Source organism: Agrobacterium sp. K11 (genome assembly GCF_059429395.1).
Map to the genome: position 1 here is coordinate 101,509 of NZ_JCAHRB010000004.1, position 24,425 is coordinate 125,933.

The 24,425-nt window shown below is 59.0% G+C and carries 27 protein-coding genes and 1 other RNA gene; 12 read left to right on the top strand and 16 right to left on the bottom strand.

Annotated elements, in window-relative coordinates:
* Positions 1-87 precede the first annotated feature (87 nt).
* Positions 88-783, top strand: a complete 696-nt coding sequence (locus AC5SEO_RS10205; protein ID WP_013636463.1) for a MerR family transcriptional regulator — start codon at positions 88-90, stop codon at positions 781-783.
* Between the two features lie 107 nt (positions 784-890).
* Here AC5SEO_RS10205 and AC5SEO_RS10210 read toward each other — a convergent pair whose 3' ends face one another.
* Entirely contained in the window at positions 891-2,018 is a 1,128-nt protein-coding gene (locus AC5SEO_RS10210) for an ATP-dependent DNA helicase (RefSeq protein ID WP_003513075.1), read from the bottom strand.
* 124 nt (positions 2,019-2,142) lie between these two features.
* Here AC5SEO_RS10210 and AC5SEO_RS10215 point away from each other — a divergent pair, with 124 nt between their 5' ends.
* Together AC5SEO_RS10215 and AC5SEO_RS10220 are read left to right on the top strand one after the other, a co-directional pair.
* Positions 2,143-3,429, top strand: coding sequence for an SDR family oxidoreductase (locus AC5SEO_RS10215; RefSeq protein ID WP_174068506.1), 1,287 nt, complete (start codon positions 2,143-2,145; stop codon positions 3,427-3,429).
* A complete protein-coding gene (locus AC5SEO_RS10220) occupies positions 3,429-3,911 on the top strand; it encodes a DUF2269 family protein (RefSeq protein ID WP_003513079.1) in 483 nt (160 codons plus the stop codon). The genes AC5SEO_RS10215 and AC5SEO_RS10220 overlap by 1 nt, the downstream gene beginning before the upstream one ends.
* Positions 3,912-3,917: 6 nt before the next feature.
* On the opposite strand, the gene AC5SEO_RS10225 is transcribed toward AC5SEO_RS10220, so the two are convergent.
* Both AC5SEO_RS10225 and AC5SEO_RS10230 read right to left on the bottom strand, forming a co-directional pair.
* Positions 3,918-4,400 (bottom strand): SRPBCC family protein, encoded by a 483-nt coding sequence (locus AC5SEO_RS10225; RefSeq protein ID WP_149909971.1) that lies wholly within the window; start codon positions 4,398-4,400, stop codon positions 3,918-3,920.
* Positions 4,397-4,756 (bottom strand): ArsR/SmtB family transcription factor, encoded by a 360-nt coding sequence (locus tag AC5SEO_RS10230; protein WP_174068507.1) that lies wholly within the window; start codon positions 4,754-4,756, stop codon positions 4,397-4,399. The genes AC5SEO_RS10225 and AC5SEO_RS10230 overlap by 4 nt, the downstream gene beginning before the upstream one ends.
* Positions 4,757-4,890: 134 nt before the next feature.
* Between AC5SEO_RS10230 and AC5SEO_RS10235 the strand changes: the two genes are divergently transcribed.
* Genes AC5SEO_RS10235 through AC5SEO_RS10245 form a run of 3 tightly spaced genes read left to right on the top strand, consistent with a single transcriptional unit; the run spans position 4,891 to position 6,597 of the window.
* Positions 4,891-5,271 carry a COG4315 family predicted lipoprotein gene (locus AC5SEO_RS10235; RefSeq protein WP_080580913.1) on the top strand — a complete coding sequence of 127 codons (381 nt, stop codon included), beginning with the start codon at positions 4,891-4,893 and terminating at the stop codon, positions 5,269-5,271.
* On the top strand, positions 5,255-5,812 hold the full coding sequence (locus tag AC5SEO_RS10240; protein ID WP_003513086.1) for an RNA polymerase sigma factor: 558 nt from the start codon (positions 5,255-5,257) through the stop codon (positions 5,810-5,812). Before AC5SEO_RS10235 ends, AC5SEO_RS10240 begins: the two co-directional genes overlap by 17 nt.
* Positions 5,809-6,597, top strand: a complete 789-nt coding sequence (locus tag AC5SEO_RS10245) for an anti-sigma factor family protein (protein WP_174068508.1) — start codon at positions 5,809-5,811, stop codon at positions 6,595-6,597. Before AC5SEO_RS10240 ends, AC5SEO_RS10245 begins: the two co-directional genes overlap by 4 nt.
* A 59-nt stretch (positions 6,598-6,656) precedes the next feature.
* Here the strand turns inward: AC5SEO_RS10245 and AC5SEO_RS10250 are convergent, their stop codons facing one another.
* Entirely contained in the window at positions 6,657-7,250 is a 594-nt protein-coding gene (locus tag AC5SEO_RS10250; RefSeq protein ID WP_065659219.1) for a LysE family translocator, read from the bottom strand.
* A 162-nt stretch (positions 7,251-7,412) separates the two neighbouring features.
* Here AC5SEO_RS10250 and AC5SEO_RS10255 point away from each other — a divergent pair, with 162 nt between their 5' ends.
* Positions 7,413-8,258, top strand: coding sequence for an aldo/keto reductase (locus AC5SEO_RS10255; RefSeq protein WP_013636471.1), 846 nt, complete (start codon positions 7,413-7,415; stop codon positions 8,256-8,258).
* A gap of 154 nt (positions 8,259-8,412) precedes the next feature.
* On the opposite strand, the gene AC5SEO_RS10260 is transcribed toward AC5SEO_RS10255, so the two are convergent.
* From AC5SEO_RS10260 to AC5SEO_RS10275, 4 genes are all read right to left on the bottom strand, one after another.
* A complete protein-coding gene (locus AC5SEO_RS10260; RefSeq protein WP_065659217.1) occupies positions 8,413-8,943 on the bottom strand; it encodes an SRPBCC family protein in 531 nt (176 codons plus the stop codon).
* Positions 8,936-9,304, bottom strand: a complete 369-nt coding sequence (locus tag AC5SEO_RS10265; protein ID WP_003513097.1) for an ArsR/SmtB family transcription factor — start codon at positions 9,302-9,304, stop codon at positions 8,936-8,938. The genes AC5SEO_RS10260 and AC5SEO_RS10265 overlap by 8 nt, the downstream gene beginning before the upstream one ends.
* A gap of 133 nt (positions 9,305-9,437) precedes the next feature.
* Complete coding sequence (ilvN, locus tag AC5SEO_RS10270) at positions 9,438-10,010, bottom strand: acetolactate synthase small subunit (protein ID WP_003513099.1); 573 nt, start codon at positions 10,008-10,010, stop codon at positions 9,438-9,440.
* Positions 10,011-10,029: 19 nt separating this feature from the next.
* Positions 10,030-11,823, bottom strand: coding sequence for an acetolactate synthase 3 large subunit (locus tag AC5SEO_RS10275; RefSeq protein ID WP_013636474.1), 1,794 nt, complete (start codon positions 11,821-11,823; stop codon positions 10,030-10,032).
* 381 nt (positions 11,824-12,204) lie between these two features.
* On the opposite strand from AC5SEO_RS10275, the gene AC5SEO_RS10280 reads away from it, so the two are divergent.
* Positions 12,205-14,211 (top strand): ATP-binding protein, encoded by a 2,007-nt coding sequence (locus tag AC5SEO_RS10280; RefSeq protein WP_174068509.1) that lies wholly within the window; start codon positions 12,205-12,207, stop codon positions 14,209-14,211.
* 9 nt (positions 14,212-14,220) lie between these two features.
* On the opposite strand, the gene miaA is transcribed toward AC5SEO_RS10280, so the two are convergent.
* Positions 14,221-15,117, bottom strand: coding sequence for a tRNA (adenosine(37)-N6)-dimethylallyltransferase MiaA (gene miaA, locus AC5SEO_RS10285; RefSeq protein WP_174068630.1), 897 nt, complete (start codon positions 15,115-15,117; stop codon positions 14,221-14,223).
* Here miaA and serB point away from each other — a divergent pair.
* Together serB and AC5SEO_RS10295 are read left to right on the top strand one after the other, a co-directional pair.
* Positions 15,116-16,006: a phosphoserine phosphatase SerB gene (gene serB / locus AC5SEO_RS10290; RefSeq protein WP_495363839.1), complete on the top strand. Its 891-nt coding sequence runs from the start codon at positions 15,116-15,118 to the stop codon at positions 16,004-16,006. The genes miaA and serB overlap by 2 nt on opposite strands.
* Entirely contained in the window at positions 16,003-16,575 is a 573-nt protein-coding gene (locus AC5SEO_RS10295) for a GNAT family N-acetyltransferase (RefSeq protein ID WP_003513109.1), read from the top strand. The genes serB and AC5SEO_RS10295 overlap by 4 nt, the downstream gene beginning before the upstream one ends.
* A 24-nt stretch (positions 16,576-16,599) precedes the next feature.
* Here AC5SEO_RS10295 and AC5SEO_RS10300 read toward each other — a convergent pair whose 3' ends face one another.
* From AC5SEO_RS10300 to AC5SEO_RS10330, 7 genes are all read right to left on the bottom strand, one after another.
* Positions 16,600-17,349 carry an SDR family oxidoreductase gene (locus AC5SEO_RS10300; RefSeq protein WP_174068510.1) on the bottom strand — a complete coding sequence of 250 codons (750 nt, stop codon included), beginning with the start codon at positions 17,347-17,349 and terminating at the stop codon, positions 16,600-16,602.
* Positions 17,350-17,438: 89 nt separating this feature from the next.
* On the bottom strand, positions 17,439-18,983 hold the full coding sequence (locus AC5SEO_RS10305) for a Do family serine endopeptidase (protein WP_003513113.1): 1,545 nt from the start codon (positions 18,981-18,983) through the stop codon (positions 17,439-17,441).
* A 261-nt stretch (positions 18,984-19,244) separates the two neighbouring features.
* A complete protein-coding gene (hflC, locus tag AC5SEO_RS10310) occupies positions 19,245-20,168 on the bottom strand; it encodes a protease modulator HflC (protein ID WP_003513118.1) in 924 nt (307 codons plus the stop codon).
* A 1-nt stretch (position 20,169) separates the two neighbouring features.
* Positions 20,170-21,291 carry an FtsH protease activity modulator HflK gene (hflK, locus tag AC5SEO_RS10315; protein ID WP_003513120.1) on the bottom strand — a complete coding sequence of 374 codons (1,122 nt, stop codon included), beginning with the start codon at positions 21,289-21,291 and terminating at the stop codon, positions 20,170-20,172.
* A gap of 143 nt (positions 21,292-21,434) precedes the next feature.
* Positions 21,435-21,962: a dihydrofolate reductase gene (locus AC5SEO_RS10320; protein WP_019565314.1), complete on the bottom strand. Its 528-nt coding sequence runs from the start codon at positions 21,960-21,962 to the stop codon at positions 21,435-21,437.
* A complete protein-coding gene (locus tag AC5SEO_RS10325) occupies positions 21,959-22,753 on the bottom strand; it encodes a thymidylate synthase (protein WP_013636479.1) in 795 nt (264 codons plus the stop codon). The genes AC5SEO_RS10320 and AC5SEO_RS10325 overlap by 4 nt, the downstream gene beginning before the upstream one ends.
* A 93-nt stretch (positions 22,754-22,846) precedes the next feature.
* The gene (locus AC5SEO_RS10330; RefSeq protein WP_003513125.1) at positions 22,847-23,155 is read right to left on the bottom strand and encodes a DUF2853 family protein; all 309 of its coding nucleotides are present in this window, start codon (positions 23,153-23,155) and stop codon (positions 22,847-22,849) included.
* Positions 23,156-23,296: 141 nt separating this feature from the next.
* On the opposite strand from AC5SEO_RS10330, the gene ssrA reads away from it, so the two are divergent.
* Positions 23,297-23,669: a transfer-messenger RNA gene (ssrA, locus tag AC5SEO_RS10335) on the top strand.
* 229 nt (positions 23,670-23,898) lie between these two features.
* Positions 23,899-24,411 (top strand): SspB family protein, encoded by a 513-nt coding sequence (locus AC5SEO_RS10340; RefSeq protein WP_003513127.1) that lies wholly within the window; start codon positions 23,899-23,901, stop codon positions 24,409-24,411.
* Positions 24,412-24,425 lie beyond the last annotated feature (14 nt).

A 24,425-nucleotide genomic window follows, 5' to 3' on the forward strand; every position in this document is an offset into this window, starting at 1 on the left:
TGATCAGAAGACAGATCTGCGGTGGGGAACAAGTAACGAATGCCATAAAAAGCAGGCACACTGTCAAAACGCGCGAAGGGGGAAACGATGCAGAATGGCAGGATGCCGTTTGAACACGGCGACGAGGACAAACCCAATCTAAGGATCAGCAGCTTTTTACCGGATATAAGCCTGCCCTCCTCCCTGCCCGCCGAACCGGTTCCCATCGCCGACATGGCCAACATTTTCGGCGTAACGCACCGGACCCTGCATTTTTACGAAGAAAAGGCGCTGCTGACCTCAAAACGCATCGGCCAGATGCGGGTTTATTCCCATCGCAACGTGCAACGCATGGCGGTGATAAATGTCTGTCGCGAAGTCGGCATTTCCGTCGCAGCCATTACAGACATCATGGAAAAACTTGCCCGCTCTCTCTCGCAGGAAGAAGCGGACGAGATATTCCACTCCGCGCTGCGGCAGCGAAAAAGAGAACTGACCGCGGAACGCTCCACGCTTCAGCGCCAGGCCCAGCAGATCGAGGAACTGCTCGCCACCGATAACGATGCTGATGGCCTCGACGCGGCTGAGCGGGCACCGGGCAAGGATATCGCGCTGACAGACAACGAGCGAAAATGCCTGGAACTGATGGCGGAGGGGTACGCCCCGGTAAGGCTCGCGCGCGCTCTCGGCCTTTCAGGTAACGACCTCAACGAACTGGAGGCGAAGATCATCGGCAAGTTCAGTGCCAGCAACCGCTTTCAGGCGGTCGCCAAAGCGGTTCTGCTCGGTGTCATCCGCGCCTAACAAAGCATTTCCACGAAAACTACACAGCGGTTTTCCGTCCGGACAATGCGCAGACAAAAGAAATGGAGCATTGAAGGTGTCCCGCTATTCACCGGAAATGCTCTATCTCAGCGAACGATTGTGAGTGTTTCTGCGGCGCGGGTGATGGCGGTGTAAAGCCACCGCTCGCGCGAATCGCGGAAGGCATAGCTCTCGTCAAAGAGAACCACATTGTTCCACTGCGAACCCTGCGCCTTATGCACGGTCAGAGCATAGCCGAAATCGAACTCGTCATAACGCTTGCGGGTGGTCCACGGAATTTCCGTTTCCACATCCTCGAAAGCCGCCTTCAGCAATTTGATCTTGGCCGCGCCGCGATCCATATCGTCGTCTTCAGGCCGGATCATGAGGTTGATGCCGGGTTTCACCGTCTCGCGCGACGAACTCATGACCTGCCAGAGAGAGCCGTTCAGCAGGCCCTTGGCCGGATCGTTCCTCAAGCAAACCAGCTTGTCGCCGGATTGCGGATAATCGGCCGTAAATCCCTTCAGCTCGCGAAGCCGCTGGTTATAACGACGGCGCGTGCGATTTGTGCCGACGAGCACCTGATCGGCATCGAGCACGAGCGACTGTGTCACCTCGGACTTGGAAATCACCTGCGCGGCACCGTAATCGCCACGCATGATCTCGCGGCCTTCCCGCACATCCATGGCAAGGTGGATGATGGGATTGTCCTTGGCCTGCCGATGGATTTCGGAGAGCAGGTAATCAGGCTCCTGCTCCGTGAAGAAGCCACCGCCTGAAACCGGCGGCAACTGTCCGGGATCGCCGAGCACGAGAATCGGCGTGCCGAAGCTCATCAGATCCTTGCCGAGCTGCTCATCCACCATCGAACATTCATCGATGATGATGAGTGCCGCCTTGGCGAGCGGGCTCTGGCGGTTGATGGAAAACATTGGCGCGACCGAGGTCTTGCCCGTCTCCTCGTCTTCCACGGTCTCTTCGCCGCGCGGGCGGTAGATCAGCGAATGGATGGTGCGGGCATTGGTCGCCCCGCGCGAGCGCAGCACCTGCGCCGCCTTGCCGGTGAAGGCCGCAAACAGCACTTCACCATCAACATTTTCCGCGAAATGTTTGGCAAGCGTCGTCTTGCCGGTTCCGGCATAACCGAACAACCGAAAAACCGGCGTCCGGCCTTCCTTCAGCCAGCGGGAAACAGCCTTGAGCGCTTCGTCCTGTTGCGGTGAAAATAACATGCGCCCTCATCGCAGGATTCGAGCACCGTGCGCAACAGAAAAAGAACGAAAGATGAATCACACTATCAGAATGCGGCAATAAAACACGGCTGGTTTTTAAACCATGGCGGGTATCATGCCGCCCATGAAGATATTGATTCTGGGCGCAACGGGTTTCATCGGTTCCGAAGTGATCCGCAGCCTTCACGGCAAAGGTCACACCGTTACTGGGCTGGCTCGCACCATTGCGCGCGCCAAAGATAAATGGCCTTTCGCCAGCTGGGTTCCGGCCGATCTCTCGCGTATGACCAGCGCTGCCGACTGGGCGGCACTGGTTAGCGACCATGACGCCATCGTCAATTGCGCAGGTGCGCTTCAGGACGGCCTGTCGGATGATCTTGCCGCGACGCAGGAAAAGGCGATGCTGGCGCTCTACCGGGCAGCGGTAAATGCGGGCGGCAAACTGGTGATCCAGATATCGGCTCGCACTTCCGGAGCCGCTTCCCAACTGCCCTTCCTCGCCACCAAACGCCGCGCCGATGTGGCACTTGCCGCAAGCGGTCTGCGCTTTGTCATTCTCCGCCCCGCACTGGTTGTCGGCCGCAACGCCCATGGCGGCACAGCACTCGTGCGCGCGCTTGCAAGCTTCCCTTTCGCTGTGCCGCTCGTAAACGGCAAGATGCCTGTACAGGCCGTCGCAGTCGAAGATGTCGCGTTGGCAGTCAGCGCGGCAATAGATGGCGAAATCCCGTCAGGTAGCGATATCGAGTGGGCAGCAAACGAAACGCTGACATTGCAAGGCGTGGTCGCTGCGCACCGGCAATGGCTCGGCCTCGCCCCTGCTCCCGCGCTAAATCTTCCGGCTGCCTTCATGCGCCCCGTCGCCCTCACGGCGGATATTGCGGGAAAGCTCGGCTGGCGGTCGCCGTTGCGCTCAACCGCCATGAGGGTGATGTCGGAAGGTATCGTGACGGAGAACAGCGCGCCAAAAGCGACGACGTCGCTCAAGAGCTTGAGGGACACGCTGGCAGCTCACCCTTCCGGCGTGCAGGACCTGTGGTTTGCCAGATCATATCTGCTCAAACCCGTCCTCATTCTCTGCCTGTCGCTGTTCTGGCTATTGTCTGGCCTCGTACCGCTGCTTGATATCGACAGCTCGGCGGCGCATTTCCTGCCCTTCATGCCGCAAGTGCCGGCCGTCACCCTCACACTCACCACCTGCCTCATCGATATCGCCCTGGGCGTCACCGTCCTGATAAGACCACTTGCCAGAAAAGCGCTCATCGCCATGCTCCTGGTCACCGCCGCCTATCTGACTGGTGGCAGTCTGCTGGAGCCGGGTCTGTGGCTCGATCCGCTCGGCCCCCTCGTCAAGGTCCTGCCCTCCATCGCGCTTACACTTGTCGCCCTTGCCACATTGGATGAACGCTGATGACACCTGAAGACCTTCTGCGGCTCGCCCATGTCATCGGCGCAACCGTGCTGTTCGGCACCGGGGCTGGCATAGCGTTTTTCATGGTGATGGCGCGGCGGACGGCAAACCCGGCCCTGATCGCCCATGTTTCGGGCACGGTCGTCATCGCCGACACCATCTTCACCGCCACGGCGGCGATCATCCAGCCGGTCACCGGTTATTTTCTGGCGCGCATCATCGGCTGGCCGCTGAGCGAAGGCTGGATCGCCCTTTCGCTCTGCCTCTATGTCTTCACCGGCATTTTCTGGCTGCCGGTGGTGTGGATCCAGATCAAACTGCGCGACATCGCCCGCGATTGTGTCGCTGCGGACGAGGCCCTGCCGCCGCAATGGTTCCGTCTCTACCGCATCTGGTTTGCCTGCGGTTTTCCGGCTTTCTTCGCGGTTCTCGGCATCATCTGGCTGATGCTGACCAAGCCGGATATTGCCCTGTTCGGTTGATGCGCCTCAATTGACCGCCTGTCTTTCGACAAGCTGCGCCAGTTGCTCGGCAACCGTGTTCCAGCCGTCGAAAAAGCCCATCTCCGCATGCCTGTCGCGATCTTCAGGGTTTCTGTGCATGGCATAGGCCACATATTCCATGCCTTCGGGATGGTCGCGAAACGTCATGACGGCGGTGAGGAATGGGCGGGCGGACGGCCGAAAGCCTGCCGTCAACGCGTCGGTGAAGATCAGCCGCTCCTCATCATCCACCGCCAGGAAACATCCACTTATGTGATCGCCAAATGCCTTCCCGTCTTCGCTGTAGCGGGTCTCGAAAGCGCCGCCGGGGAAAAGCTCCATTTTCTCGACACGGCATTGGCCGGGATGCGGCACCCACCACTGTTCGAGGCTGTTTTTGTCGACCCAGGCGTTCCAGACGAGCCGGCGCGGCGCCCTGATGATCCTTGAAATCTTCAGGTCGAGATCGGGATTGAAAGTGTCGGTCATTTGTTATTCTCCCCTTTATCGGAGGTTCTGTCCTGTTGCGCCATGACGAACTGTTCAAGCCGGTCCGTCCGGCCTTCCCAGATGGCATGCTGTTGCGAAAGCCAGCCCTCGATCATCGAAAACCGTTGTTTCTCCAGCGAGCAGAACCGCACCCGGCCCTGCTTGCGCGTCACGATCAACCCCGCTCCTTCCAGCTGGCGGATATGTTTCATGAACGACGGCAGGGCCATGGCGAAAGGTTCGGCAAGCGTGCCGACGCTCGCATCCCCGCTGCCCAACCGCAAAAGCACGGCCCGTCGTGTCGGATCGGCAAGGGACTGGAAGATATCGTCAAGTGGCACTGAATAGTTATCCATAAGACTAACTATCACAGCGAAAAACTTAGCTCAACGGATAAGTTTAAAAAATCGCACCGGCGGAGGGAATAAAGCAGTGACCTGCGGTGTCTTTTGATGTGCTGGCGGCAGAAGCCGCCCGAACCAAGGAGGATATGTCCATGAAAATCCGCTTTATCGTTCCCGCCCTCGTTCTGGCATTTGCCGGAACGGCCTATGCGGCACCCGCGGTCGAAACGGTCAAGACCGCCAAAGGCAATGTGCTCGCAGGCGAAAAAGGCATGACGCTCTACACTTTCAAGAACGACAAGAAGGGCGTATCCAATTGTTATGACAAGTGCGCCACCAACTGGCCGCCGTTCTTCGCGGCCACTGGCGACAAGGCCGAAGGCGCCTATTCCGTCGTGACGCGCAAGGACGGCAAGATGCAGTGGGCAAAGGACGGCATGCCGCTCTACTACTGGGCCAAGGACATGAAAAAAGGCGATGCAACCGGCGACGGTATGAACGGTGTATGGGATGCCGCAAAACCATGATGGCATGAATGGCAAGACGCGGGGGAGCCTCTCCCCCGCAGCCGGCTCCTTCGAGGCGGAGATGCTGGCGCTGATACCCATGCTGCGGCGTTATTCCCGCAGCCTTTCCCGCTCCGACGCCGATGGCGAGGACCTTTTGCAGGACTGCGTGGAAAAGGCGCTGACCAACAAGAGGCAATGGCACGGAACGGCTTTGAAATCATGGGCTTATGCGATAATGACGAATCTTTATCGCAACCGCCACCGCGCCGCGAAACGTCACCCGTCCGAAAGTCTCGACGGCCATGAAAGCTTGGCCGTTGCCGACACACTCGGCGACACGCTGGAAAACGATAGGCTGCACGTCGCGCTCGGGCTGCTTTCGCCAGAGATGCGGGCGGTGCTGATGCTGGTGACTGTAGAAGGCTACAGCTATCAGGAGGCAGCCGAGACATTGTCGATCCCGGTGGGTACCGTCATGTCCAGACTTTCCCGCGCCCGCGAAACCCTGCGCCAGCACCTGGCGGCGGACAATATCATTCCCCTGCGGAGACCACGATGAAAAGGCCCGATGCCATTACCGAAGACGATCTGCACGCTTATGTCGATGGGCTTTTGTCCGACGACGACCGCGCGGCTGTCGAGGCCTGGCTGACCGAAAGGCCGCAGGAGCGGGAGCGTGTGGAAGACTGGAAAAAACAGGCTGAAACCCTGCGAGCCGCATTCGCCGCCTATGCCGCCGAACATCCGCACGACACCGCGATGCTTGCCGAAAGAAAACAGGCACCCGCGTGGCGGCTGAAACCGGTTCTTCTGCGAACGGCAGCTGTGTTGCTGATCTTCGCGGCAGGTGCCGCAGCCGGAAGGCTTGTGCCGCCGCCGCTCGCCACGCCGCAGGACGTGGTTCTGGCATCGGTGACAACTGACATTCCCGCGCAGGCGAAATCGGCCTATCTCATCTATGCAAGCGAGGTGCGCCACCCCGTTGAAGTTGGAGCCGAACAGCAGCAGCACCTTGCAACATGGCTCGGCAAAAGGCTCGGTTATCCCTTCGCCATCCCCGATCTTTCCAAGATCGGATATGATCTCGTCGGCGGGCGCCTGATCCCCGTCAGCGGCAAGCCAGGGGCGATGCTGATGTATCAGGACAAGACCGGCCGTCGGGTAACGGTGCTGGTCGGCCACAACGAGGAAAACCGCACCACCAGCTTCCGCATGGCGAGCGCCGATGGCGTCGAGACCTTTTACTGGATCGACAACGAACTCGGCTATGCGGTTTCTGCCGAACTGACGCGCGCCGAGGTGCAGAAGATCGCCGAGGAATGTTACCGCCAGTTCCCTGCGTAGAATAACCTATACCCCCACCCCACATCCATGCGCCAGGCACAGGGATGAAGGGAGACCCCCTATTTCAACATCGGCCAGAGGCTGACGACGAGAAGGACGGCCATGGTGATGTTGAACCATTTGAGCCGCACGGGAACGGAAAGCCAGTCGCGCAGGGCCGAGCCGAAGCCCGCCCAGGTCGAAACGCTGGGAAGATTGACTGCGGCGAAAACCACGCCGACGATCAAAACGGTGACGAGATATTGCCCCTCATCCGTATAGGTCGCCATCGCGGTCACGGCCATTACCCAAGCCTTGGGATTGACCCACTGAAAGGCTGCGGCGGCAAGAAAGCTCATCGGCACCGATGCGGCAGCACCCTCGTTCAGGCTGCGGGACGTGCCGATCTTCCACGCGATCCAGACGAGATAAAGTCCGCCCGCGAATTTCAGCACGGTATAGAGCAAGGGCACGGAGTGCAGCAGCGCGCCAAGCCCAAATCCGACGCCGATCAGCAATGACAGGAACCCCGCCCCGATGCCCAGCATATGCGGGATCGTGCGGCGGAAACCGAAATTCACGCCGGAGGCAAAAAGCATCATATTGTTCGGGCCGGGCGTGATGGAGGTTGTGAAGGCAAACAGCACCAGCGCAACGAGGGTTTCGACAGTCATGATCTCTCCTGTGAAAAGACCCTATCCGCCGAACCACCATCAAACCAGTCCGATCAACCGATAGGCGTAGTCAAATTTTTTGATGGATCGATCCTTTCCATGCCGGGTTTGAGAAGTCGGAACAAAGGGCTATTCTCCGTCAACAACCGCTGGAGCGAACCGATGTATGACGACATTCCTTCCGTCACCCTGCCATCCGGAAAAGAGATACCAGCCCTTGGCCTCGGCACCTGGAACATGGGCGAGATGAGATCATCGGCTCCGCAGGAAGTCGAGAGCATTCGCAAGGCGATCGATCTCGGCATGACGCTGATCGACACGGCCGAAATGTATGCAGACGGCCGATCCGAAGAGGTGGTGGGCACGGCGATTGCCGGCCGGCGCGACGAGGTGTTTCTGGTCAGCAAGGTCTATCCCTGGAACGCCAGCGCCCGAGGCACGATTGAGGCCTGCGAGCGCAGCCTCGCAAGGCTCGGCACCGACCGGCTCGATCTCTATCTGCTGCATTGGCGTGGTGATCACCCGCTGGAAGAAACGGTGGCCGCTTTCGAAAAGCTGAAAAAAGCCGGCAAGATCGGCGACTGGGGCGTCTCGAATTTCGACACCGACGACATGGAGGAGCTTTTCGCTGTTCCCGACGGTAAGAATTGCGCCGCCAATCAGGTGCTCTACAATCTCTCCCGGCGTGGACCGGAATTTTCGCTTCTGCCCTGGTGTCAGTGGCACAGCGTGCCGCTGATGGCCTATTCACCAATCGAACAGGGGCGCATCCTCAACAACCACGAACTCATCCGCATCGCCAAGGCCTATCAGGCTACGCCTGCGCAACTGGCACTGGCCTTTCTTCTGGAAAGAGAAGGCGTCATCGCCATTCCAAAATCCGCCAGCGCCGCACGCGTGGAGGAGAACCGAGGTGCCACCGATCTCGAAATCACCGATGAGGACTGGGCCGCACTGGATGCCGCCTTCCCTCCACCGACACGCAAGACGGCGTTGGAAATGCTGTGATTTAACAAAGCATTAAGATGTTTTTCGGAATCAGGCACTCAAGCAATTGAATCGAAGTGTGAGCCCCGCGAACTGATGCTTTGGGCTGCAACATTTCAATTCAATAACGGCGCAGCGAACCGCGCCGTCAGTCTACCAGACAAGCTACACCGAGTTATGGTATGCGGCGCTCATATTCCTCTTTCAGCCCCAGCCAGCTATCCCAGAAAGGCCCCGGTTCCTTTTCCTGAAGACGGGCGGCGAGAATGTCGAGATGCGCATGCCAGCCAGCGCTGACATTGAGCTTGGTCGTGCGATCCGCAAGCCGGCGGTGAACCAGTGTCAGAAGCACTTCCTTACCCAGAGCCTGAAGCTCGATAGACACCTCTGCGCTCTCACCCCAGGTGAAGACGAGGCGGTGCGGCGCAACGACAGTGATGATGCGTGAGGTCATCCTGTTCTCTTCGGAAAAACCTTCCGGGCGGCTGCCCGGCGGGTCGGAAAGCTCGTCGTTGCGCCAGACGAGTTCAAATGGTGCGTCGGGCGCGAGCCGCATCTCGCCGGACGCCAGCCACCGGCGGCGAAGTTCGCTCTGTGTCAGATAGGCCCAGACCCGCTCGATTGGTCCCGGCAGGAGCCGTTCTATCTTCAGGGTTGTCGGCTCGACGAGCCGGCCATAGGCGTCAGGCATTGCAATATCAGCCATTGTCATTTCCTCCATCTGCAGGGGATTTTCCCTGATCATCCTCCCTGAGCATCTGCTCAAGAATATCGAGGCGGCTGTTCCAGAACTGCCGGTAGAAATCCAGCCATTCATGCGCCTCTGCCAACCGTTCCGGCGCAAGGCGGCAGACATGGGTGCGCCCCCTTACCTCACGGCGGATAAGCCCGGCGTTTTCCAGCGCCTTGATGTGCTTGGATGCCGCAGCCAGCGATATGTCGAACGGCTCGGCCAACTGGCTCACCGTTCGCTCGCCACGGGATAGATCGCGCAGCATCGTGCGCCGCGTCGCATCGCCAAGGGCATGAAAGACAGTGTCGAGATGTGGAACAGATAATTCAACCATGTTGTTGAATATAGGCCGCCAGACTAGAAAGTCAACCATATGGTTGAATATCAATTCACCGGAGCAAAGCCCATAAAAAAACCCGCGGCGAACCGCGGGCTTGGTATTACAAGGATATTCGAAAGTCGGAGGATCACATCCCCTGCGAACCGCGGTTCATGGCTGCGATACCCGTGCGGCAGATCTCGATCAGGCCGAGCGGTTTGATGATGGCCACGAACTGGTCGATCTTGGACGACTTGCCGGTGATTTCGAAGATGAAATGCTCGACTGTCGCGTCCACCACCTTGGCCTGAAACGCATCCGCAAGACGAAGCGTCTCGGCGCGGGCTTCACCCGAACCGGCGACCTTGATCAGCGCTACTTCACGCTCGATCGGCCGTTCCTGACCGAGTTCGCGGGCGCGAACGGTAAGATCGAGCACCCGGTGCACAGGAACGATGCGTTCCAGCTGCGCCTTGATCTGCTCCAGCACGATCGGCGTGCCGCGCGTCACGATCGTGATGCGCGACAGATGCGCCTCATGCTCGGTTTCCGAAACCGTCAGGCTTTCGATGTTGTAACCCCGGCCGGAAAACAGGCCGATGACCCGGGCGAGAACGCCCGGCTCGTTGCTGACGAGAACCGACAGCGTGTGATTTTCGACGGCAGCCGTTTCCTTCTGGATGAAATAGGCGGAGCCGGTGGGTTGTAGGTGTGCGTTCATGTCCTTTTCCTCTCCCGGCTCAGACTAGCTGACGGCCCTTGGCATCGATGGCGTTGGCAACAGCTTCATCCGTCGCCTCGTCCGGCAACAGCATCTCGTTATGGGCTTTACCAGATGGGATCATCGGGAAGCAATTGGCGAGATTGGCAACGCGGCAATCGAAGATGACCGGCCTGTTGACCGCAATCATCTCGGCGATCTTGTCGTCCAGCTCCTTCGGATCGTCGCAATACATGCCAACCGCGCCATAGGCTTCCGCCAGTTTGACGAAGTCAGGCATGGCTTCGGTATAGGAGTTGGACAGGCGGTTGCCGTGCAGCAACTGCTGCCACTGCCGCACCATGCCCATATACTGGTTGTTGAGGATGAAAATCTTCACGGGCAGACCGTACTGGATGGCGCAGGACATTTCCTGAATGCACATCTGGATCGAGGCATCACCGGCAATGTCGATAACCAGCGCTTCCGGATGCGCGACCTGAACGCCGATAGCTGCCGGCAGGCCGTATCCCATGGTACCGAGACCGCCCGAAGTCATCCAGTGGTTCGGCTCCTCGAAGCCGAAGAACTGCGCCGCCCACATCTGGTGCTGACCAACTTCGGTGGTGATGAAAGTCTCCCGCCCCTTCGATGCCTCGTAAAGACGCTGCAATGCATATTGCGGCATGATGACATCATTGGAATTCTTGTAGGCAAAGGAGTTGCGGGCGCGCCAGCGCTCGATCTGCAGCCACCAGTCCGCGGTCTGCGCTTTTTCCGGCTTCTTCGGCAAAGCGCGCCACAGGCGAACCATATCTTCCAGAACATGGCTGACGTCGCCAATGATCGGAACGTCGACGCGCACGGTCTTGTTGATCGAGGACGGATCGATATCGACGTGAATCTTCTTGGAGTTCGGCGAAAACGCATTCAGGCGCCCGGTAATACGGTCGTCGAAACGTGCGCCGATGCAGACCAGCACGTCGCAATCATGCATTGTCATATTGGCTTCGTATGAACCGTGCATGCCCAACATGCCGAGCCAGTTCTTGCCGGAAGCCGGATAGGCGCCGAGACCCATCAGCGTCGAGGTGATCGGGAAACCGGTCAGCTCTACCAGTTCGCGCAGCAGCCGTGTCGCTTCCGGGCCGGAGTTGATGACGCCACCACCGGTGTAGAAAACCGGCTTCTTTGCCTTAGACATCAATTCGATGGCCGCGTGAATGGCGTTGAGATCGCCCTGAACCTTCGGCTTGTAGCTCTTCTGCTGAATGGCAGCGGAAGGCGGCGTATAGGTGCCGGTGGCGAACTGGATGTCCTTCGGAATATCTACGACGACGGGGCCGGGACGACCAGTCTGTGCGATGCGGAAGGCCTCATGGATAATGCCCGCCAGTTCGTTGACGTCCTTTACCAGCCAGTTGTGCTTGGTGCAGGGGCGCGTAATGCCGACGGTATCGCATTCCTGAAATGCGTCGGAGCCGATCAGCGATGTCGGAACCTGGCCGGAGAGGCAGACGAGCGGAATGGAATCCATCAGCGCATCCTGCAGCGGGGTGACCGCATTGGTGGCGCCGGGGCCGGAGGTAACGAGCATGACACCGACCTTGCCGGTGGAGCGGGCATAACCTTCGGCAGCATGACCGGCACCCTGCTCGTGACGTACGAGAATATGCTGAATGTCTTCCTGCTGGAAAATCTCGTCGTAGATCGGAAGCACGGCACCACCAGGATAACCGAAGATGTGCTCGACGCCGTTGTCCTTCAGCGCCTTCAGAACAATCTCCGCACCTGTCATGCTATTGCTGTTTTCCGTATTATCCTTATCCGTCATTGCCTGTTTCCATCCCGCTTTGGCTTTGGATATCGAGGAGCCCGAGGGCCTGTTTGAAGACATAAAAAAAGGCCCCTAGAGGAGCCTCGTTCTGCGCATGGGTGCTTTCGCCGGATGGTTACACCATCCTGCCCATGCGCCGTCCCACCACGATAAGTACGTTAAGATTTTTCATGGGCCGGAGTGTTAGCCAGAAAAGCGCCAGTCGTCAACGCATATTGCGGAAAAAATCGGCGTCGGCTTCTTTTATTACCCGTAAGGCGCCATGGACGAAATTTTCGAACGCAACAGATACACAGGTTGTTAAATATAATCTTTTACAATCAAGAATGCAGATAATGCCCGAACCACCGCGATCATCCGCATGTACCGGGATAAGACGTGAATAGTGACGAGTTTCATAGAGCGTCCCGCATGGACGAAAACGAACGGCGATCCGGCCAGCAGCCGGCTAACCGCATGCTCGGCCGCGTCATCGCCTGTGATGGCGCACATGCGACAATCGCCGCAGAAACGGAAATCGGCTCAACCGATGTCGCGCAGCTCTGGTCCGTCGGACGCCTGATCTCGATCGAAATGGGAACGAGCCGTGTCGCCGCACTGGTATATGCCATGCGCACGGGCGAAGAACACTGGTCGTCGGACAAGCCGAACAGGCTGCTGATCGACGTGGAACTCGTTGGCGAAGTCTTCCGCACCGAAGATGGCAGCGAACGTTTTTCCACCGGCATTTCCCGTTACCCCTACCTGGGCGCGGTCGCGCATCGCATCCGCACGGGAGACCTTTCCAAGATCTATGACAGCGGCAAGCGAGACACATGCGTCATTGGTAAGCTGACGCAGGACGACACGATTGGCGCGGCCATCAACATCCAGCAGATGCTGGCGAAACATTTCGCCGTCGTCGGCTCGACGGGCGTGGGCAAAACCACCGCCGTCTCCCTTCTTCTGAACAAAGCGATCGAGACGGACCCGAAGCTGCGTGTCCTCATTCTCGATCCGCACAATGAATTTGCGGCCGCCTTTCCCGATCATTCTGTCGTCATCGACACCGACACGCTCGACCTTCCCTTCTGGCTGATGCGCCTTGAAGAATTCGCGGAAGTGATTTTCCGCGGACGCAAGCCCGTACCGGAAGAGATGGATGTCCTTCGCGACATCATTCCGGAAGCGAAAAAGGCATTTCGCGGCACAGATGGCTCCGCCGTTCGCCGCACGTCCGACAAGAGCGCGATCACGCCCGACACGCCGGTGCCTTACCGCATGGCCGATATTCTCGCCCTCATCGACGAGCGCATCGGGCGGCTGGAAGGGCGCGGCGAAAAGCCGACCCTGCGATCCCTCAAGGGCCGCATCCTCTCGGCCATCAACGATACGCGCTATAACTTCATGTTCTCCAGCAATACGATCAGCGACACCATTCTGGAAACGGTGGCGCATATCTTCCGTATTCCAGGAGAAGGCAAGCCGATTTCGGTTTTCCAGCTGTCCGGTATCCCCTCGGAAGTGGTGAACTCGGTCGTCTCCGTCCTCTGCCGCATGTCCTTCGAACTCGCGGTGCTGGCGCGCGGCTCGCTGCATATGCTTGTCGTCTGCGAAGAAGCGCACCGTTACGTTCCCGCCGACCCTGAGCGCGGATTTTTCCCGACCCGGCAGGCGATCGCGCAGATCGCCAAGGAAGGCCGCAAATACGGTATTTCGCTTGGCGTCATCAGCCAGCGTCCGAGTGAGCTGGACCAGACCATCCTGTCACAATGCTCGACCGTTTTTGCCATGCGGCTGACGAACGAGATCGACCAGAAGATCATTCTGTCCGCCGTACCGAACGCCTCAACCTCGACCACCAGTTTCCTCTCGTCCATCGGCAATGGCGAGGCAATCGCCTTTGGCGAGGCGGTGGGCGTACCGATGCGCATGCGCTTCGACCGCGTCTCCACGGCAAAATTGCCGAAGGCGAACGGCGCAGTCAGCCATACGCCCCACGAAACGCCCGATACAGTCGATCTGAACACCATCGTCAGCCGCATGCGCGCGGTAGCCAAACCGGTCATCACAGGCTTCCAGCAAAGCGTCGAAGCGGCCTTCTCCGATATGCAGGAACCGATGTCAGCCCCTAGAGAAGCGGACGACGTCGATCGCTGGAAACGCGAACTGGGGACGGCGGCGACAGAGGGATACGAACCTTACCGCCCCGACATGCTGCCCGGACGCACAACCCTCGCGCCACAGTCGCCCGCAACGGCAACGGATACCAGCGCTGTCAACGAATTGCGCAAAGTCGGCTTCCAGATGCAGGCACAGAGTGGCCCGCCTCCATCAGAGACACGTCCTTCGCTGCGGGAGAGCCTGATGAAAAAGCCGCTAGGCAGCCTTTACCGCAAGGACTGAGCGCGGCCCCTACGGCTGGATACGTGCCCAGTCCGGCCCCATCTGGTTGCGGAACCAGGTCATTTGCCGCTTAGCATATTGGCGGGTCGCGGCCGCCGATTTTTCGATGACCTCTGCCTCACTCATACCGCCAGCCAGCATATCGGCGATCTGGGAAACGCCGATCGCCTTCATCGCTGTGGCATCAGGCGCAAGGTTCAGGGCGAGAAGAGCTTTCACCTCTTCCACAGCACCACTCTCCATCATGGTTTCGAACCGCCGATTGATGCGGTCGTGCAGCACGGGCCGTTCCGGCAGGACCACGAATTTCTCCGCTCGGTCCGGATCAACTATCATTGGACCACTGGCTTTTTGGAACTCCATGATCGACTTTCCGGTCGCCTCCATGACCTCCAGCGCCCGAACGATCCGCTGGCCGTCCCCCGGCTGAAGCCCCTGCGCCATCAAGGGATCGCACCGCGACAGTTCCGCGTGCAGGACCGTTGACCCCTCTTCGATCAGCCGGGCGCGCAGCCTCTCGCGTATGTCGTCAGGAATGGCGGGCATATCGGACAAGCCGCCCGTCAGTGCCTTGAAATAAAGCCCCGTACCGCCAACGATGACCGGAAAACGCTGCTGCCTGCGCAATTCCACAAGCAGGGCGGAAATGTCTCGCAGCCATTCACCCGTTGAATAGGAACTGCTTGCCGGCACATGGCCGTATAGCAGATGTGGCACGCCTGCCATTTCTTCCTCGGATGGCCGGGCGGTCAGCACCCGCAGCGTGTCATAAACCTGCATGCTGTCGGCATTGATCACGACACCGTTCCGCTCCCGCGCCATACGAAGCGCAAGCGCGGACTTGCCGCTTGCCGTCGGGCCGGTTATCAGGATCGCATCAAAATTCTCATCAAGGTTTTTCATCATGGCTTTCGTTGCCACGCTTATCGCCAATCCGTCAAATCCTGTTCTGACACCGGCCCTCGGCGAAGCGGCCGCCAATGCCGTAAACGCATCCGGTCTCTACTGGCTGGCCGATGGCATCGCCTGCGATATTGCCCTGCCCTCTGGCACCGATGCCGAACAGGCACGTGACGCGATTGCCGACGTGCTTTCGGGCCAGCCGATCGATATCGTCGTTCAGGAACAGGACAAGCGCCGCAAGAAGCTTCTGATCGCCGATATGGATTCGACCATGATCGGTCAGGAATGCATCGACGAGTTAGCCGCCGAAGTGGGATTGAAGGACAAGGTTTCCACGATTACCGCTCGCGCCATGAATGGCGAAATCGCTTTTGAGCCGGCGCTCCGCGAGCGCGTGGCGCTGCTGAAGGGCCTGCCGGTCTCCGTCATCGATGACGTCATTGAAAAGCGCATCACGCTGACATCAGGCGGCAAGGAGCTGATCGCCACCATGAAGGCTAAACGCTACTATACCGCCCTCGTTTCCGGCGGTTTCACGGTCTTCACCGGCCGGGTGGCTGCGATGCTGGGGTTTGATGAGAACCGCGCGAATCTTCTCGGCGAGGCCGATGGCCAGTTGGATGGCACCGTTGCCGAACCGATCCTCGGCAAACAGGCCAAGGTGGATGCGCTGAACGATATCGCCGCAAAGCTCGGCATCTCGCCGGACGAGGCAATGGCGGTCGGCGATGGCGCCAACGATCTCGGCATGCTGCATCTGGCCGGCGCGGGCGTTGCCCTGCACGCCAAGCCCGCCGTCGCCGCCGAGGCGCAGATGCGCATCGACCATGGCGACCTGACCGCACTCCTTTACATTCAGGGTTACCGCAAGACGGATTTTGTCGTTCCATGATCATCCGCGAAACATCAAGGCTCATTCTGCGCGAGTGGAAGGAGAGCGACCGCAATCTGTTCCGCGAAATCAACGCCGACGAAAAGGTCATGGAATTTTTTCCCTTCCGCCGCAGCCATGCGGAAGCGGATGCGGTTCTCGAAACCATCAATGGCATGATCCGCGGCAGCGGTTACGGCTTCTACGCCATGGAACTGCGCGAAACCGGTGAGGTTATGGGATTTTGCGGCATATCGCCGGTCATGAACCTCGATCCGCCCTTCCCGCTCGGAACCATGGAAATCGGCTGGCGGCTCGCCACCCGCTTCTGGGGTCACGGATATGTCACCGAGGCCGCGCAATCGCTGCTCGTCATGGCTTTTGACGAAAAGGAAACGCCGGAAATCGTCTCCTTTGCCGTCCATGACAACCAGCGTTCGACGCGGGTGATGGAACGTATCGGCCTCAAGCGTGACCCGTCACGAGACTTCGACCACCCGCGCGTCCCGGAAGACACCCATCCGCATCTGCGCCCGCATGTGACCTATGCGCTGACGCTCGCGGAGTGGCGGGAACGACGGGCACAGTAGCGCCCTCGCCCGCCAGTTCGGCAATTACTTCACCGCCGCATTTCCGCCGTCGGCAAACAGGGCCGATCCGGCAACGAAGCTCGACATCGGGCTGGAGAGGAAAAGGGCGGCCTGCGCCAGTTCCTCCGGTTCCGCAATGCGCTTCATCGCATGCAGCCCTGCAGCCCACTCCTTCTGGGCCGCATCTCCCGCCATCGGCGTATCGACTCCGCCGGGAAGCAGCGCATTGGCGCGAATTCCCTTGAAGGCGTAGTCGGCAGTAATGCCCTTCACCAGCCCCATCAGCGCCGCCTTGGCGGTGCCATAGGCTGCCATGCCGGGTATGCCGGCGCTGGTGCCGACGAAGCTGGAGATGAAGACGACCGAACCTCCTCCCCGCTTCAACATCGCAGGGATCTGGCTGCGCACGCCGAGAAATGCGGAAGTGAGGTTGGCGGTGATCACGTGATCCCATTCCTCTACCGAAATCTCCGCAAGCGGTTTTGTTGCCCCAACGGCACCGGCATTGTTGACGGCGATATCGAGACCGCCAAAGACGGTCATGGCCGCATCCGTCAGACGGGCATGGGTTTCCGCAACTGTGACGTCACCCACGACAGGGTGAACGCGACCGCCGGCCTGGCGAATGGCGGAAGCCACGTCCTCGAGTGACTCGGCACCACGCGCGTTGATAATGACGGCCGCGCCCTGTTCGGCAAACAGCCTTGCCGTCGCCCGGCCGATGCCGGATGACGCGCCAGTGATGATCGCAACCTTGTTTTCTAATAATTTCATGTCCTTGGCCTCCTTTGGCGGAGACCGAGGAATAGAGAGCAAGCCGAACCACAGCCACCCGATTCCTGCCGAACCGGGCGAAAGAAGCTTTACTCCAGCGGCAGCGCCACGACGCGCAGATTGCCCTGTGCATCGGCAACCATCATATGCGCATTCTTGCGACCCTCGGATTTCAGGCCGTTGACACGCACAAGCACGTCGCCCGGAACCTCCATGAAGTCCTGTCCAACCTCGACGATGACATCACCCGCCTTCATGCCCTTCTGTTCGGCCGGCGAACCCTGATCAACACTGGCGACAAGCACGCCTTCGACGCTTTCGGCAATGCCCTTCTCCGTCCGCAACTCGTTGCTCAGCACTACGAGGTTCATGCCGAGCACGCGCTGCGGCGCTTCGCGCACCTCCGGCGTCTGGTCCTGCGCCTGATCGTCGGAACCGCCCTTGTCATCAGGCACGACCATGCCGCCGTCACCGTCCTCGGCCTGCGGATCGTCGGTTGCGGCCTTTTCATCAGGCGCATCCTGCAACTGGCCAAGCTTTACCTTGACGGTCTCTTCCTTGCCGTCACGGAAGACCACGACATCGACTTCCTTGCCGACCGGGCTTTCCGCCACGATCCTCAAGAGGTCACGCATCTCGTGAATATCCTTGCCGTCGAATTTCAGTACGATATCGCCGGCCTGGATCGGGCCGTTTTCCACCGGGCCACCTTTGGCCACGCCGGAAATCAAGGCACCCTTTGCCGCTTCCATGCCAAGGCTTGCGGCCACGTCGTCGGTAACCGGCTGGACGCGCACGCCGAGCCAGCCACGGCGGGTTTCGCCGAATTGGATGAGCTGCTCGACGATATTCTGGGCGAGTTCCGTCGGAACCGCGAAACCGATGCCAATCGAACCGCCGCTCGGCGAAATGATCGCCGTATTGATGCCGATCACCTCACCCTTCATGTTGAAGAGCGGACCGCCGGAATTACCCTTGTTGATTGCCGCATCCGTCTGGATGAAGTTGTCATAGGGACCGGCATTGATGTTGCGCCCGCGCGCGGAAACGACGCCGACGGTCAGCGATCCACCAAGGCCGAAGGGATTGCCAACGGCCATGACCCAGTCACCGATGCGCATGCTGCGCGAATCGCCGAACTTGACTGCCTTCAGCGGAGCCTTCGGCTCTACCTTCAAAACGGAAAGATCGGTCTTGGTATCAGTGCCGACCAGCGTTGCCTTCAGCTTCGAACCATTCGGGAAAATCACCTCGATGGCGTCTGCGCCCTCAATGACGTGATTGTTGGTGACGATGTAGCCAGCCGGATCGATAACGAAGCCGGATCCCAGCGAACTGACCTTGTCGCCGCCTTCCGGTTTCTGGTTGTCGAAATAATCCTTGAAGAACTCCTGGAAAGGCGAACCTTCCGGCAGTTTCGGCGGCACAGGCCCCTTGCCCTCGGTCTTGACGTTCTGCGACGTCGAAATATTCACCACCGCATCAAGAAGCGGTGCGGCAAGATCGGCGACCGATGCCGGCCCATGGCTCTGCGCCCATGCCGCAACCGGTGCCGAAAGGCTACCCGCCACAAGTGCGAAGCCCGCGACTGCGGCAATGCTGCTGCGAAAAGGCGAAAGAAGGGTCACGGCCATAAGCGTCCTCGCGTTTCAAATCGTCATTCCCTGCATATATCGTCAAAGCATAAGGCGGAATGATGAAGTGTAAAAATACCTTTTCGTGAACAGCACCGGCTGCCTTGCTCACTGCCTACAGCATCGGCGCGAAAACGGATATCCCTTTCCGGGCGCGAGACAACAGGATTTTGTCCCCTTTCCGTTTTGCTGCCACCCAGCCATTCGCTCAAAAGAAAGGGCCGGTTAAAACCGGCCCCTCCAAAATCATTCGATCCGTTATCAATTTGCCGGCGGTGCGGCAGGTGCGGCCGGAGCCGTGGATGGAGCACCGTTGATGTCGTTGAAATAACGGAAGAAGGTCGAGTCGGGAGACAGGACCAGCGTAGTGCCGGTTCCAGACAGCGCGCTGGAATAGGCCGCCATGGAACGATAGAACTCGAAGAAGCTCGGGTCGCGCTGGAAAGCTTCGCCGAAGACCCGGTTACGCTCCGCATCGCCTTCACCGCGCAGGACTTCGGACTGACGCTGGGCATCGGATTCGAATTCCACGACCTGACGGTCGGCAATAGCGCGACGACGCTGTGCCGCCTCGTTACCGCGGGCGCGGATCAGTTCGGCTTCGGCCAGACGTTCCGACTTCATACGCTCGAAGGTCTGCTGCGAGACTTCCTGCGTGAGATCGGTGCGGCGGATACGGACATCCACGATGCTGACGCCAAGCGATTCCGCATCGGGACGCAGATCGTCGCGTACTTCCTGCATCATCGATGCACGCGCATCCGAAAGCGCCGATTCGAAGCCGCGAAGACCGTAGACCCGGCGCAACGATGCGTCGAGACGAGTGCGTAGACGCGATTCCGCCGACATCTGGTCACCGGAGACCGTCTGCCGGAAGCGGCGGGCATCCGTGATGCGATAGACCACGAAGGCATCAACCTCGTAGAACTTGCCGCCGGAAACCTGAACACGGATGTTGTCGTGATCGAAGCGCAGCGCCCGGTTCTCGATATATTGCACCCGATCGGCATCCATGAAGGCGAAGGGCAGCTTGAAGTAGAGGCCCGGCGCCGTTTTCACGTCCTGGATCTGACCGAAGCGCACAACGATGGCCTGCTGGCGCTCGGTGACGACGAAGATCGACGAATAGGCCAGGAAAAGCACGGCGGCGAGACCGACGAGAACGGCCGTAAGACGGTTGCTCATATCAGTTGCCTCCCTGCTGTGCCGCGCCCGGATTGCCGCGCATGATCTCGTTCAGAGGCAGATAAGGCACCACACCCTGTTTTTCGTCGATGATGACCTTGTTGGAACCCTTCAGGACCTGTTCCATCGTTTCCAGGAACATGCGCTGGCGGGTCACGTCAGGTGCCGTGCGATATTGATCGTAGATAGAAATGAAGCGCTGTGCCTCACCCTCTGCCTCGTTGACGACACGAGATTTGTAGGCGTTCGCTTCTTCGATGATCTGTGCTGCCTGACCACGTGCGGCACCCAGCTTCTGGTTGGCGTACTGGTTGGCTTCCTGCACGAAGCGGTCCTCGTCCTGCTCGGCACGCTGCACTTCGTCGAAGGCGTCGGCCACTTCGCGCGGCGGCGCCGCGTCTTCGATGGCGACAGCATTGATGGAGATGCCGGCCCCGTATCCGTCCATGGTGGACTGGATGATGGTGCGCACATCCGCCGCGATCGCCTGACGGTTATCACGGAAAATGTCCTGTGCGGGACGACGGCCGACGATTTCGCGCATCGCGCTTTCGGAAACCTGCTGCAAGGTCTCAGCCGGGCTGTCGACGTTAAACAGGTAGGATTTCGGATCGGAAACCGTATAGAGCACCGAGAACTGCACGTTGACGATGTTCTGGTCACCGGTCAGCATCACGCCGTTCGCGGAGGAAGACGAAGCGCGCGAACCGATATTCTGCTGCTGTTCGGTCACCTTGACGATTTCAACCGTCTCGATCGGCCACAGATGGAAATGCAGGCCGGGCATCGAAATCTCATCCTTCGGACGCCCGAAACGCAGCTCCACGCCGCGCTCGTCCGGCTGGACGGTGTAGATGGACTGAATGCCGAGGAAAACCAGAACGACGAGAGCGACGATCGCAATCGCGCCGCCATTGAACCCGCCCGGCAGGACATTCTTGAAGCGGTCCTGGCTGCGCCGGATGATCTCTTCCAGATCGGGCGGGCCGCCATTGCCGCCGCCACCGCCGCGAGGCCGGTTAGGTCCTTGCCCCCATGGGCCGCCACCGCCGCCCTGGTTGTTTCCGCCACCACCGCCGCCGCCCCAAGGGCCGCCGCCGCCATTCTGATTGCTCCAGGGCATCAATACCTCTTTATAAAAGCCTCTCCCGATCCCGTTCGAAAGCGATTGCTCGCGTGCGGCGGGAATATGGACCCGTTATAAGAAGGAGAAGCGCGCGTTTCAACGCAGAGGTGGTAACTAAATACCCAATCAGGGTAAATAGTTCACTTTGACGCGGCTCTGCGCAAATAAGTGGTGAACAGAACCGGATAATTGTCCTTTTCCCCGGCGGGAACGGCATTTTCCTCGATTTTTTCAAACACGGCGGGATCGATTTCCGGAAAAAAAGTGTCGCCATCAAGCTTTACGGCCACATGGGTGACGGAAAGTTGATCGGCAAACGGCATGGCCTGACGGTAGATTTCCCCGCCACCGGCCACGAAAACCTCGTCCACACCCAGTTCCGCAGCCTTGCTTTTGCCAAGCGCGAGGGCGTCTTCAAGCGACGACACGACATCCACGCCATCAGGCCTGTAATCGGCATTGCGGCTGACGATTATGTGCGGCCGGCCCGGCAAAGGACGCTCGCCCACCGAGAGAAATGTCTTCCTCCCCATGATGAGCGGTTTGCCCATCGTCATCGCCTTGAAGCGCTTGAGGTCAGTGGAAAGCTTCCAAGGCATATCGAGGTCGCGGCCGATAACGCCGTTTTCCGACACCGCGACGATGATGGTGATGCGCGGCTCGCTCATACCGCGATCGGTGCCTTGATGGTTGAATCCGCCTCGTAGTTCTCCAGCGTAAAGTCTTCGAACTTAAAGGAGAAGAGGTCTCGCACATCCGGGTTGAGGCGCATCGTCGGCAGGGCCTTGGGGGTCCGCGTCATCTGCAATTTCGCCTGCTCGAAATGGTTGGCGTAGATATGCGCGTCACCAAGCGTATGGACGAAATCGCCGGGCTTCAGCCCCGTGACCTGCGCCACCATCAGCGTCAGAAGTGCGTAGGAAGCAATATTGAAAGGCACGCCGAGGAAAATATCGGCCGAGCGCTGGTAAAGCTGGCAGGACAGCTTTCCATCCGAAACATAGAACTGGAACAGGCAATGGCAGGGCGGCAGCGCCATCTCGTCCACCAGCGCCGGGTTCCAGGCCGAAACGATGTGGCGGCGGGAATTGGGATTGGTTTTGAGGGCCTCGATCAAAAGCGCGATCTGGTCGATGTGGCGGCCGTCGGGCGCCGGCCAGGAACGCCACTGTGCTCCGTAAACCGGACCCAGATCACCATTTTCATCGGCCCATTCGTCCCATATGGAAACGCCGTTTTCCTTGAGATAGGCGATATTGGTGTCGCCCTTCAGGAACCACAGGAGTTCATGGATGATCGAGCGCAGATGCAGCTTTTTGGTGGTGAGAACCGGAAAACCTTCCGCAAGATCGAAACGCATCTGGTAACCGAAGACCGAACGCGTACCCGTGCCGGTGCGATCTCCGCGGTCGGAGCCGGTGTCCATCACATGCCGGAGAAGATCGAGATATTGTTTCATGTGTTCTGCCGCCGATTCCCTGATATCAAGGGAATATAATAACACAGGGCGACAGAACCAATCACCAGCGGGTCGCTTATCCCCGCGAAAAAATCAGAGCGACTGGAGTTTGCCCAGTTCCTTGGCCACCAGATAATAAAACGTCACACGCGACTTGGAGCGGTCTGCGGCCATGGCCTTGGCGGTTGCATCGATCGCCTTGTCGGCGCTGTCATCGGTCACGCCAAGCTTCTTGCCGCACCAGTTCGCCTTCACACGCGCAAGCTCTTCCGGATCGGAAGCGGACACCAGCGATGAATCCCGGTTGCGCAGGGCAATGCCGAGATGTTTGACGATCTTGCCGACAATCGCTTCGTCGGCTGCTGCGTCGTATTTCTTCACATCTGCGAGATAGTCAGTCATGTCCACTCCTTCGTGTGTCCCCGGCCCGGTGTTGCTTGTGGTGACCGGTTGTAGGGAGAATGTGTCAGCAATCCCTCGTCGTCAAGAATTGTCTAAATTGTGGGCGGCAAACACGAAATCTTTTCATGGAATTGTCATCGGCCCCTTTTCTCGGCCAAGGGAAACGCCTATATGAAACTTGCCGGGGCAACCCGGCTATGGCGATAAACGGTCGGTGTAATAAACCTATTGGACCCGGGGGCGGTACCCGGCGCCTCCACCAAAAACCGGCGGCTTTTGAAGATGAAGGCCGGCTTTTGATGGGGGCGAAATAGGATCGACAAGGGCGTAAAGATCGAACTTTTGCTCGGCATGATACCGCCGTTATCGGGTCACAAGTGTAGTTGCAAATGACAACAACGCTAAGGAATACGCTCTCGCTGCCTAATGGCGGTGCGGGAATTCCGCTCTAAAGTCCTCACGGTTAGCCCCGTGAGGCGGGGTTCGGAGGTACCTGGCAACAGAAACCTCCACCTTCTCCATTTTGCCTGAATTGGTTATATGATAGCTGACTTGCACACAGCATCGGCTTTTCCGTTGCTGCCGTTCAGGACATTGCGTATACTTGGGTAATGCGTAGCCGCCAGGATCGAAATTGATACCGGCTTGCGGATTACGCAAAGATTCAAAGTGTTACAGCGTCCTTGGCGCACTTGGTGCGCAGCGCTTTAAAAGACGTTCGAATAAGGGAAAGACAGGACCGCATGGGGCAGGATCATATCCGTTACGACATTCTCGCACAGGATGCCCTTCGCGGCGTTATTCGCAAAGTTTTGGGTGAAGTGGCGGCAACCGGCCGCCTGCCCGGCGACCACCATTTCTTCATAACATTTCTGACCGGCGCGCCCGGTGTGCGGATTTCGCAGCATCTCAAGTCCAAATATGCCGAGCAGATGACCATCGTCATCCAGCATCAGTTCTGGGACCTGAAAGTGACGGAGATCGGCTTTGAAATCGGCCTGTCCTTCTCGGATACGCCGGAAAAGCTGGTTGTTCCCTATAACGCCATCAGAGGTTTCTACGATCCCTCCGTCAATTTCGAGCTTGAGTTCGATGTGCCCCTGGCAGACGAGGAAGAGCTGGAAGAGGCCGAAATCACCGCCTATCCCGTTTCCCATGAGGCAAAGCCGGCTACAACGTCGGAGACGCCCAAGTCCGGCGAGGAAAAGAAGGAAGGCTCCGTCGTTTCTCTGGATGCCTTCCGCAAGAAGCAATAACGGCTTTTAGCCCG

Bases quoted from the DNA above. Each gene is read 5' to 3' on its own strand.
- serB (WP_495363839.1), top strand. From the start codon at position 15,116: ATGGCTTTCGTTGCCACGCTTATCGCCAATCCGTCAAATCCTGTTCTG.
- hflK (WP_003513120.1), bottom strand. From the start codon at position 21,291: ATGCCCTGGAGCAATCAGAATGGCGGCGGCGGCCCTTGGGGCGGCGGC.
- AC5SEO_RS10260 (WP_065659217.1), bottom strand. From the start codon at position 8,943: ATGGCTGATATTGCAATGCCTGACGCCTATGGCCGGCTCGTCGAGCCG.
- AC5SEO_RS10265 (WP_003513097.1), bottom strand. From the start codon at position 9,304: ATGGTTGAATTATCTGTTCCACATCTCGACACTGTCTTTCATGCCCTT.
- AC5SEO_RS10240 (WP_003513086.1), top strand. From the start codon at position 5,255: ATGCCGCAAAACCATGATGGCATGAATGGCAAGACGCGGGGGAGCCTC.
- miaA (WP_174068630.1), bottom strand. From the start codon at position 15,117: ATGATGAAAAACCTTGATGAGAATTTTGATGCGATCCTGATAACCGGC.
- AC5SEO_RS10255 (WP_013636471.1), top strand. From the start codon at position 7,413: ATGTATGACGACATTCCTTCCGTCACCCTGCCATCCGGAAAAGAGATA.
- AC5SEO_RS10275 (WP_013636474.1), bottom strand. From the start codon at position 11,823: ATGACGGATAAGGATAATACGGAAAACAGCAATAGCATGACAGGTGCG.
- AC5SEO_RS10325 (WP_013636479.1), bottom strand. From the start codon at position 22,753: ATGAAACAATATCTCGATCTTCTCCGGCATGTGATGGACACCGGCTCC.
- AC5SEO_RS10340 (WP_003513127.1), top strand. From the start codon at position 23,899: ATGGGGCAGGATCATATCCGTTACGACATTCTCGCACAGGATGCCCTT.
- AC5SEO_RS10225 (WP_149909971.1), bottom strand. From the start codon at position 4,400: ATGACCGACACTTTCAATCCCGATCTCGACCTGAAGATTTCAAGGATC.
- AC5SEO_RS10295 (WP_003513109.1), top strand. From the start codon at position 16,003: ATGATCATCCGCGAAACATCAAGGCTCATTCTGCGCGAGTGGAAGGAG.
- AC5SEO_RS10305 (WP_003513113.1), bottom strand. From the start codon at position 18,983: ATGGCCGTGACCCTTCTTTCGCCTTTTCGCAGCAGCATTGCCGCAGTC.
- AC5SEO_RS10205 (WP_013636463.1), top strand. From the start codon at position 88: ATGCAGAATGGCAGGATGCCGTTTGAACACGGCGACGAGGACAAACCC.
- hflC (WP_003513118.1), bottom strand. From the start codon at position 20,168: ATGAGCAACCGTCTTACGGCCGTTCTCGTCGGTCTCGCCGCCGTGCTT.
- AC5SEO_RS10300 (WP_174068510.1), bottom strand. From the start codon at position 17,349: ATGAAATTATTAGAAAACAAGGTTGCGATCATCACTGGCGCGTCATCC.
- AC5SEO_RS10215 (WP_174068506.1), top strand. From the start codon at position 2,143: ATGAAGATATTGATTCTGGGCGCAACGGGTTTCATCGGTTCCGAAGTG.
- AC5SEO_RS10245 (WP_174068508.1), top strand. From the start codon at position 5,809: ATGAAAAGGCCCGATGCCATTACCGAAGACGATCTGCACGCTTATGTC.
- AC5SEO_RS10210 (WP_003513075.1), bottom strand. From the start codon at position 2,018: ATGTTATTTTCACCGCAACAGGACGAAGCGCTCAAGGCTGTTTCCCGC.
- AC5SEO_RS10235 (WP_080580913.1), top strand. From the start codon at position 4,891: ATGTCCATGAAAATCCGCTTTATCGTTCCCGCCCTCGTTCTGGCATTT.
- AC5SEO_RS10330 (WP_003513125.1), bottom strand. From the start codon at position 23,155: ATGACTGACTATCTCGCAGATGTGAAGAAATACGACGCAGCAGCCGAC.
- AC5SEO_RS10230 (WP_174068507.1), bottom strand. From the start codon at position 4,756: ATGGATAACTATTCAGTGCCACTTGACGATATCTTCCAGTCCCTTGCC.
- AC5SEO_RS10250 (WP_065659219.1), bottom strand. From the start codon at position 7,250: ATGACTGTCGAAACCCTCGTTGCGCTGGTGCTGTTTGCCTTCACAACC.
- ilvN (WP_003513099.1), bottom strand. From the start codon at position 10,010: ATGAACGCACACCTACAACCCACCGGCTCCGCCTATTTCATCCAGAAG.
- AC5SEO_RS10220 (WP_003513079.1), top strand. From the start codon at position 3,429: ATGACACCTGAAGACCTTCTGCGGCTCGCCCATGTCATCGGCGCAACC.
- AC5SEO_RS10320 (WP_019565314.1), bottom strand. From the start codon at position 21,962: ATGAGCGAGCCGCGCATCACCATCATCGTCGCGGTGTCGGAAAACGGC.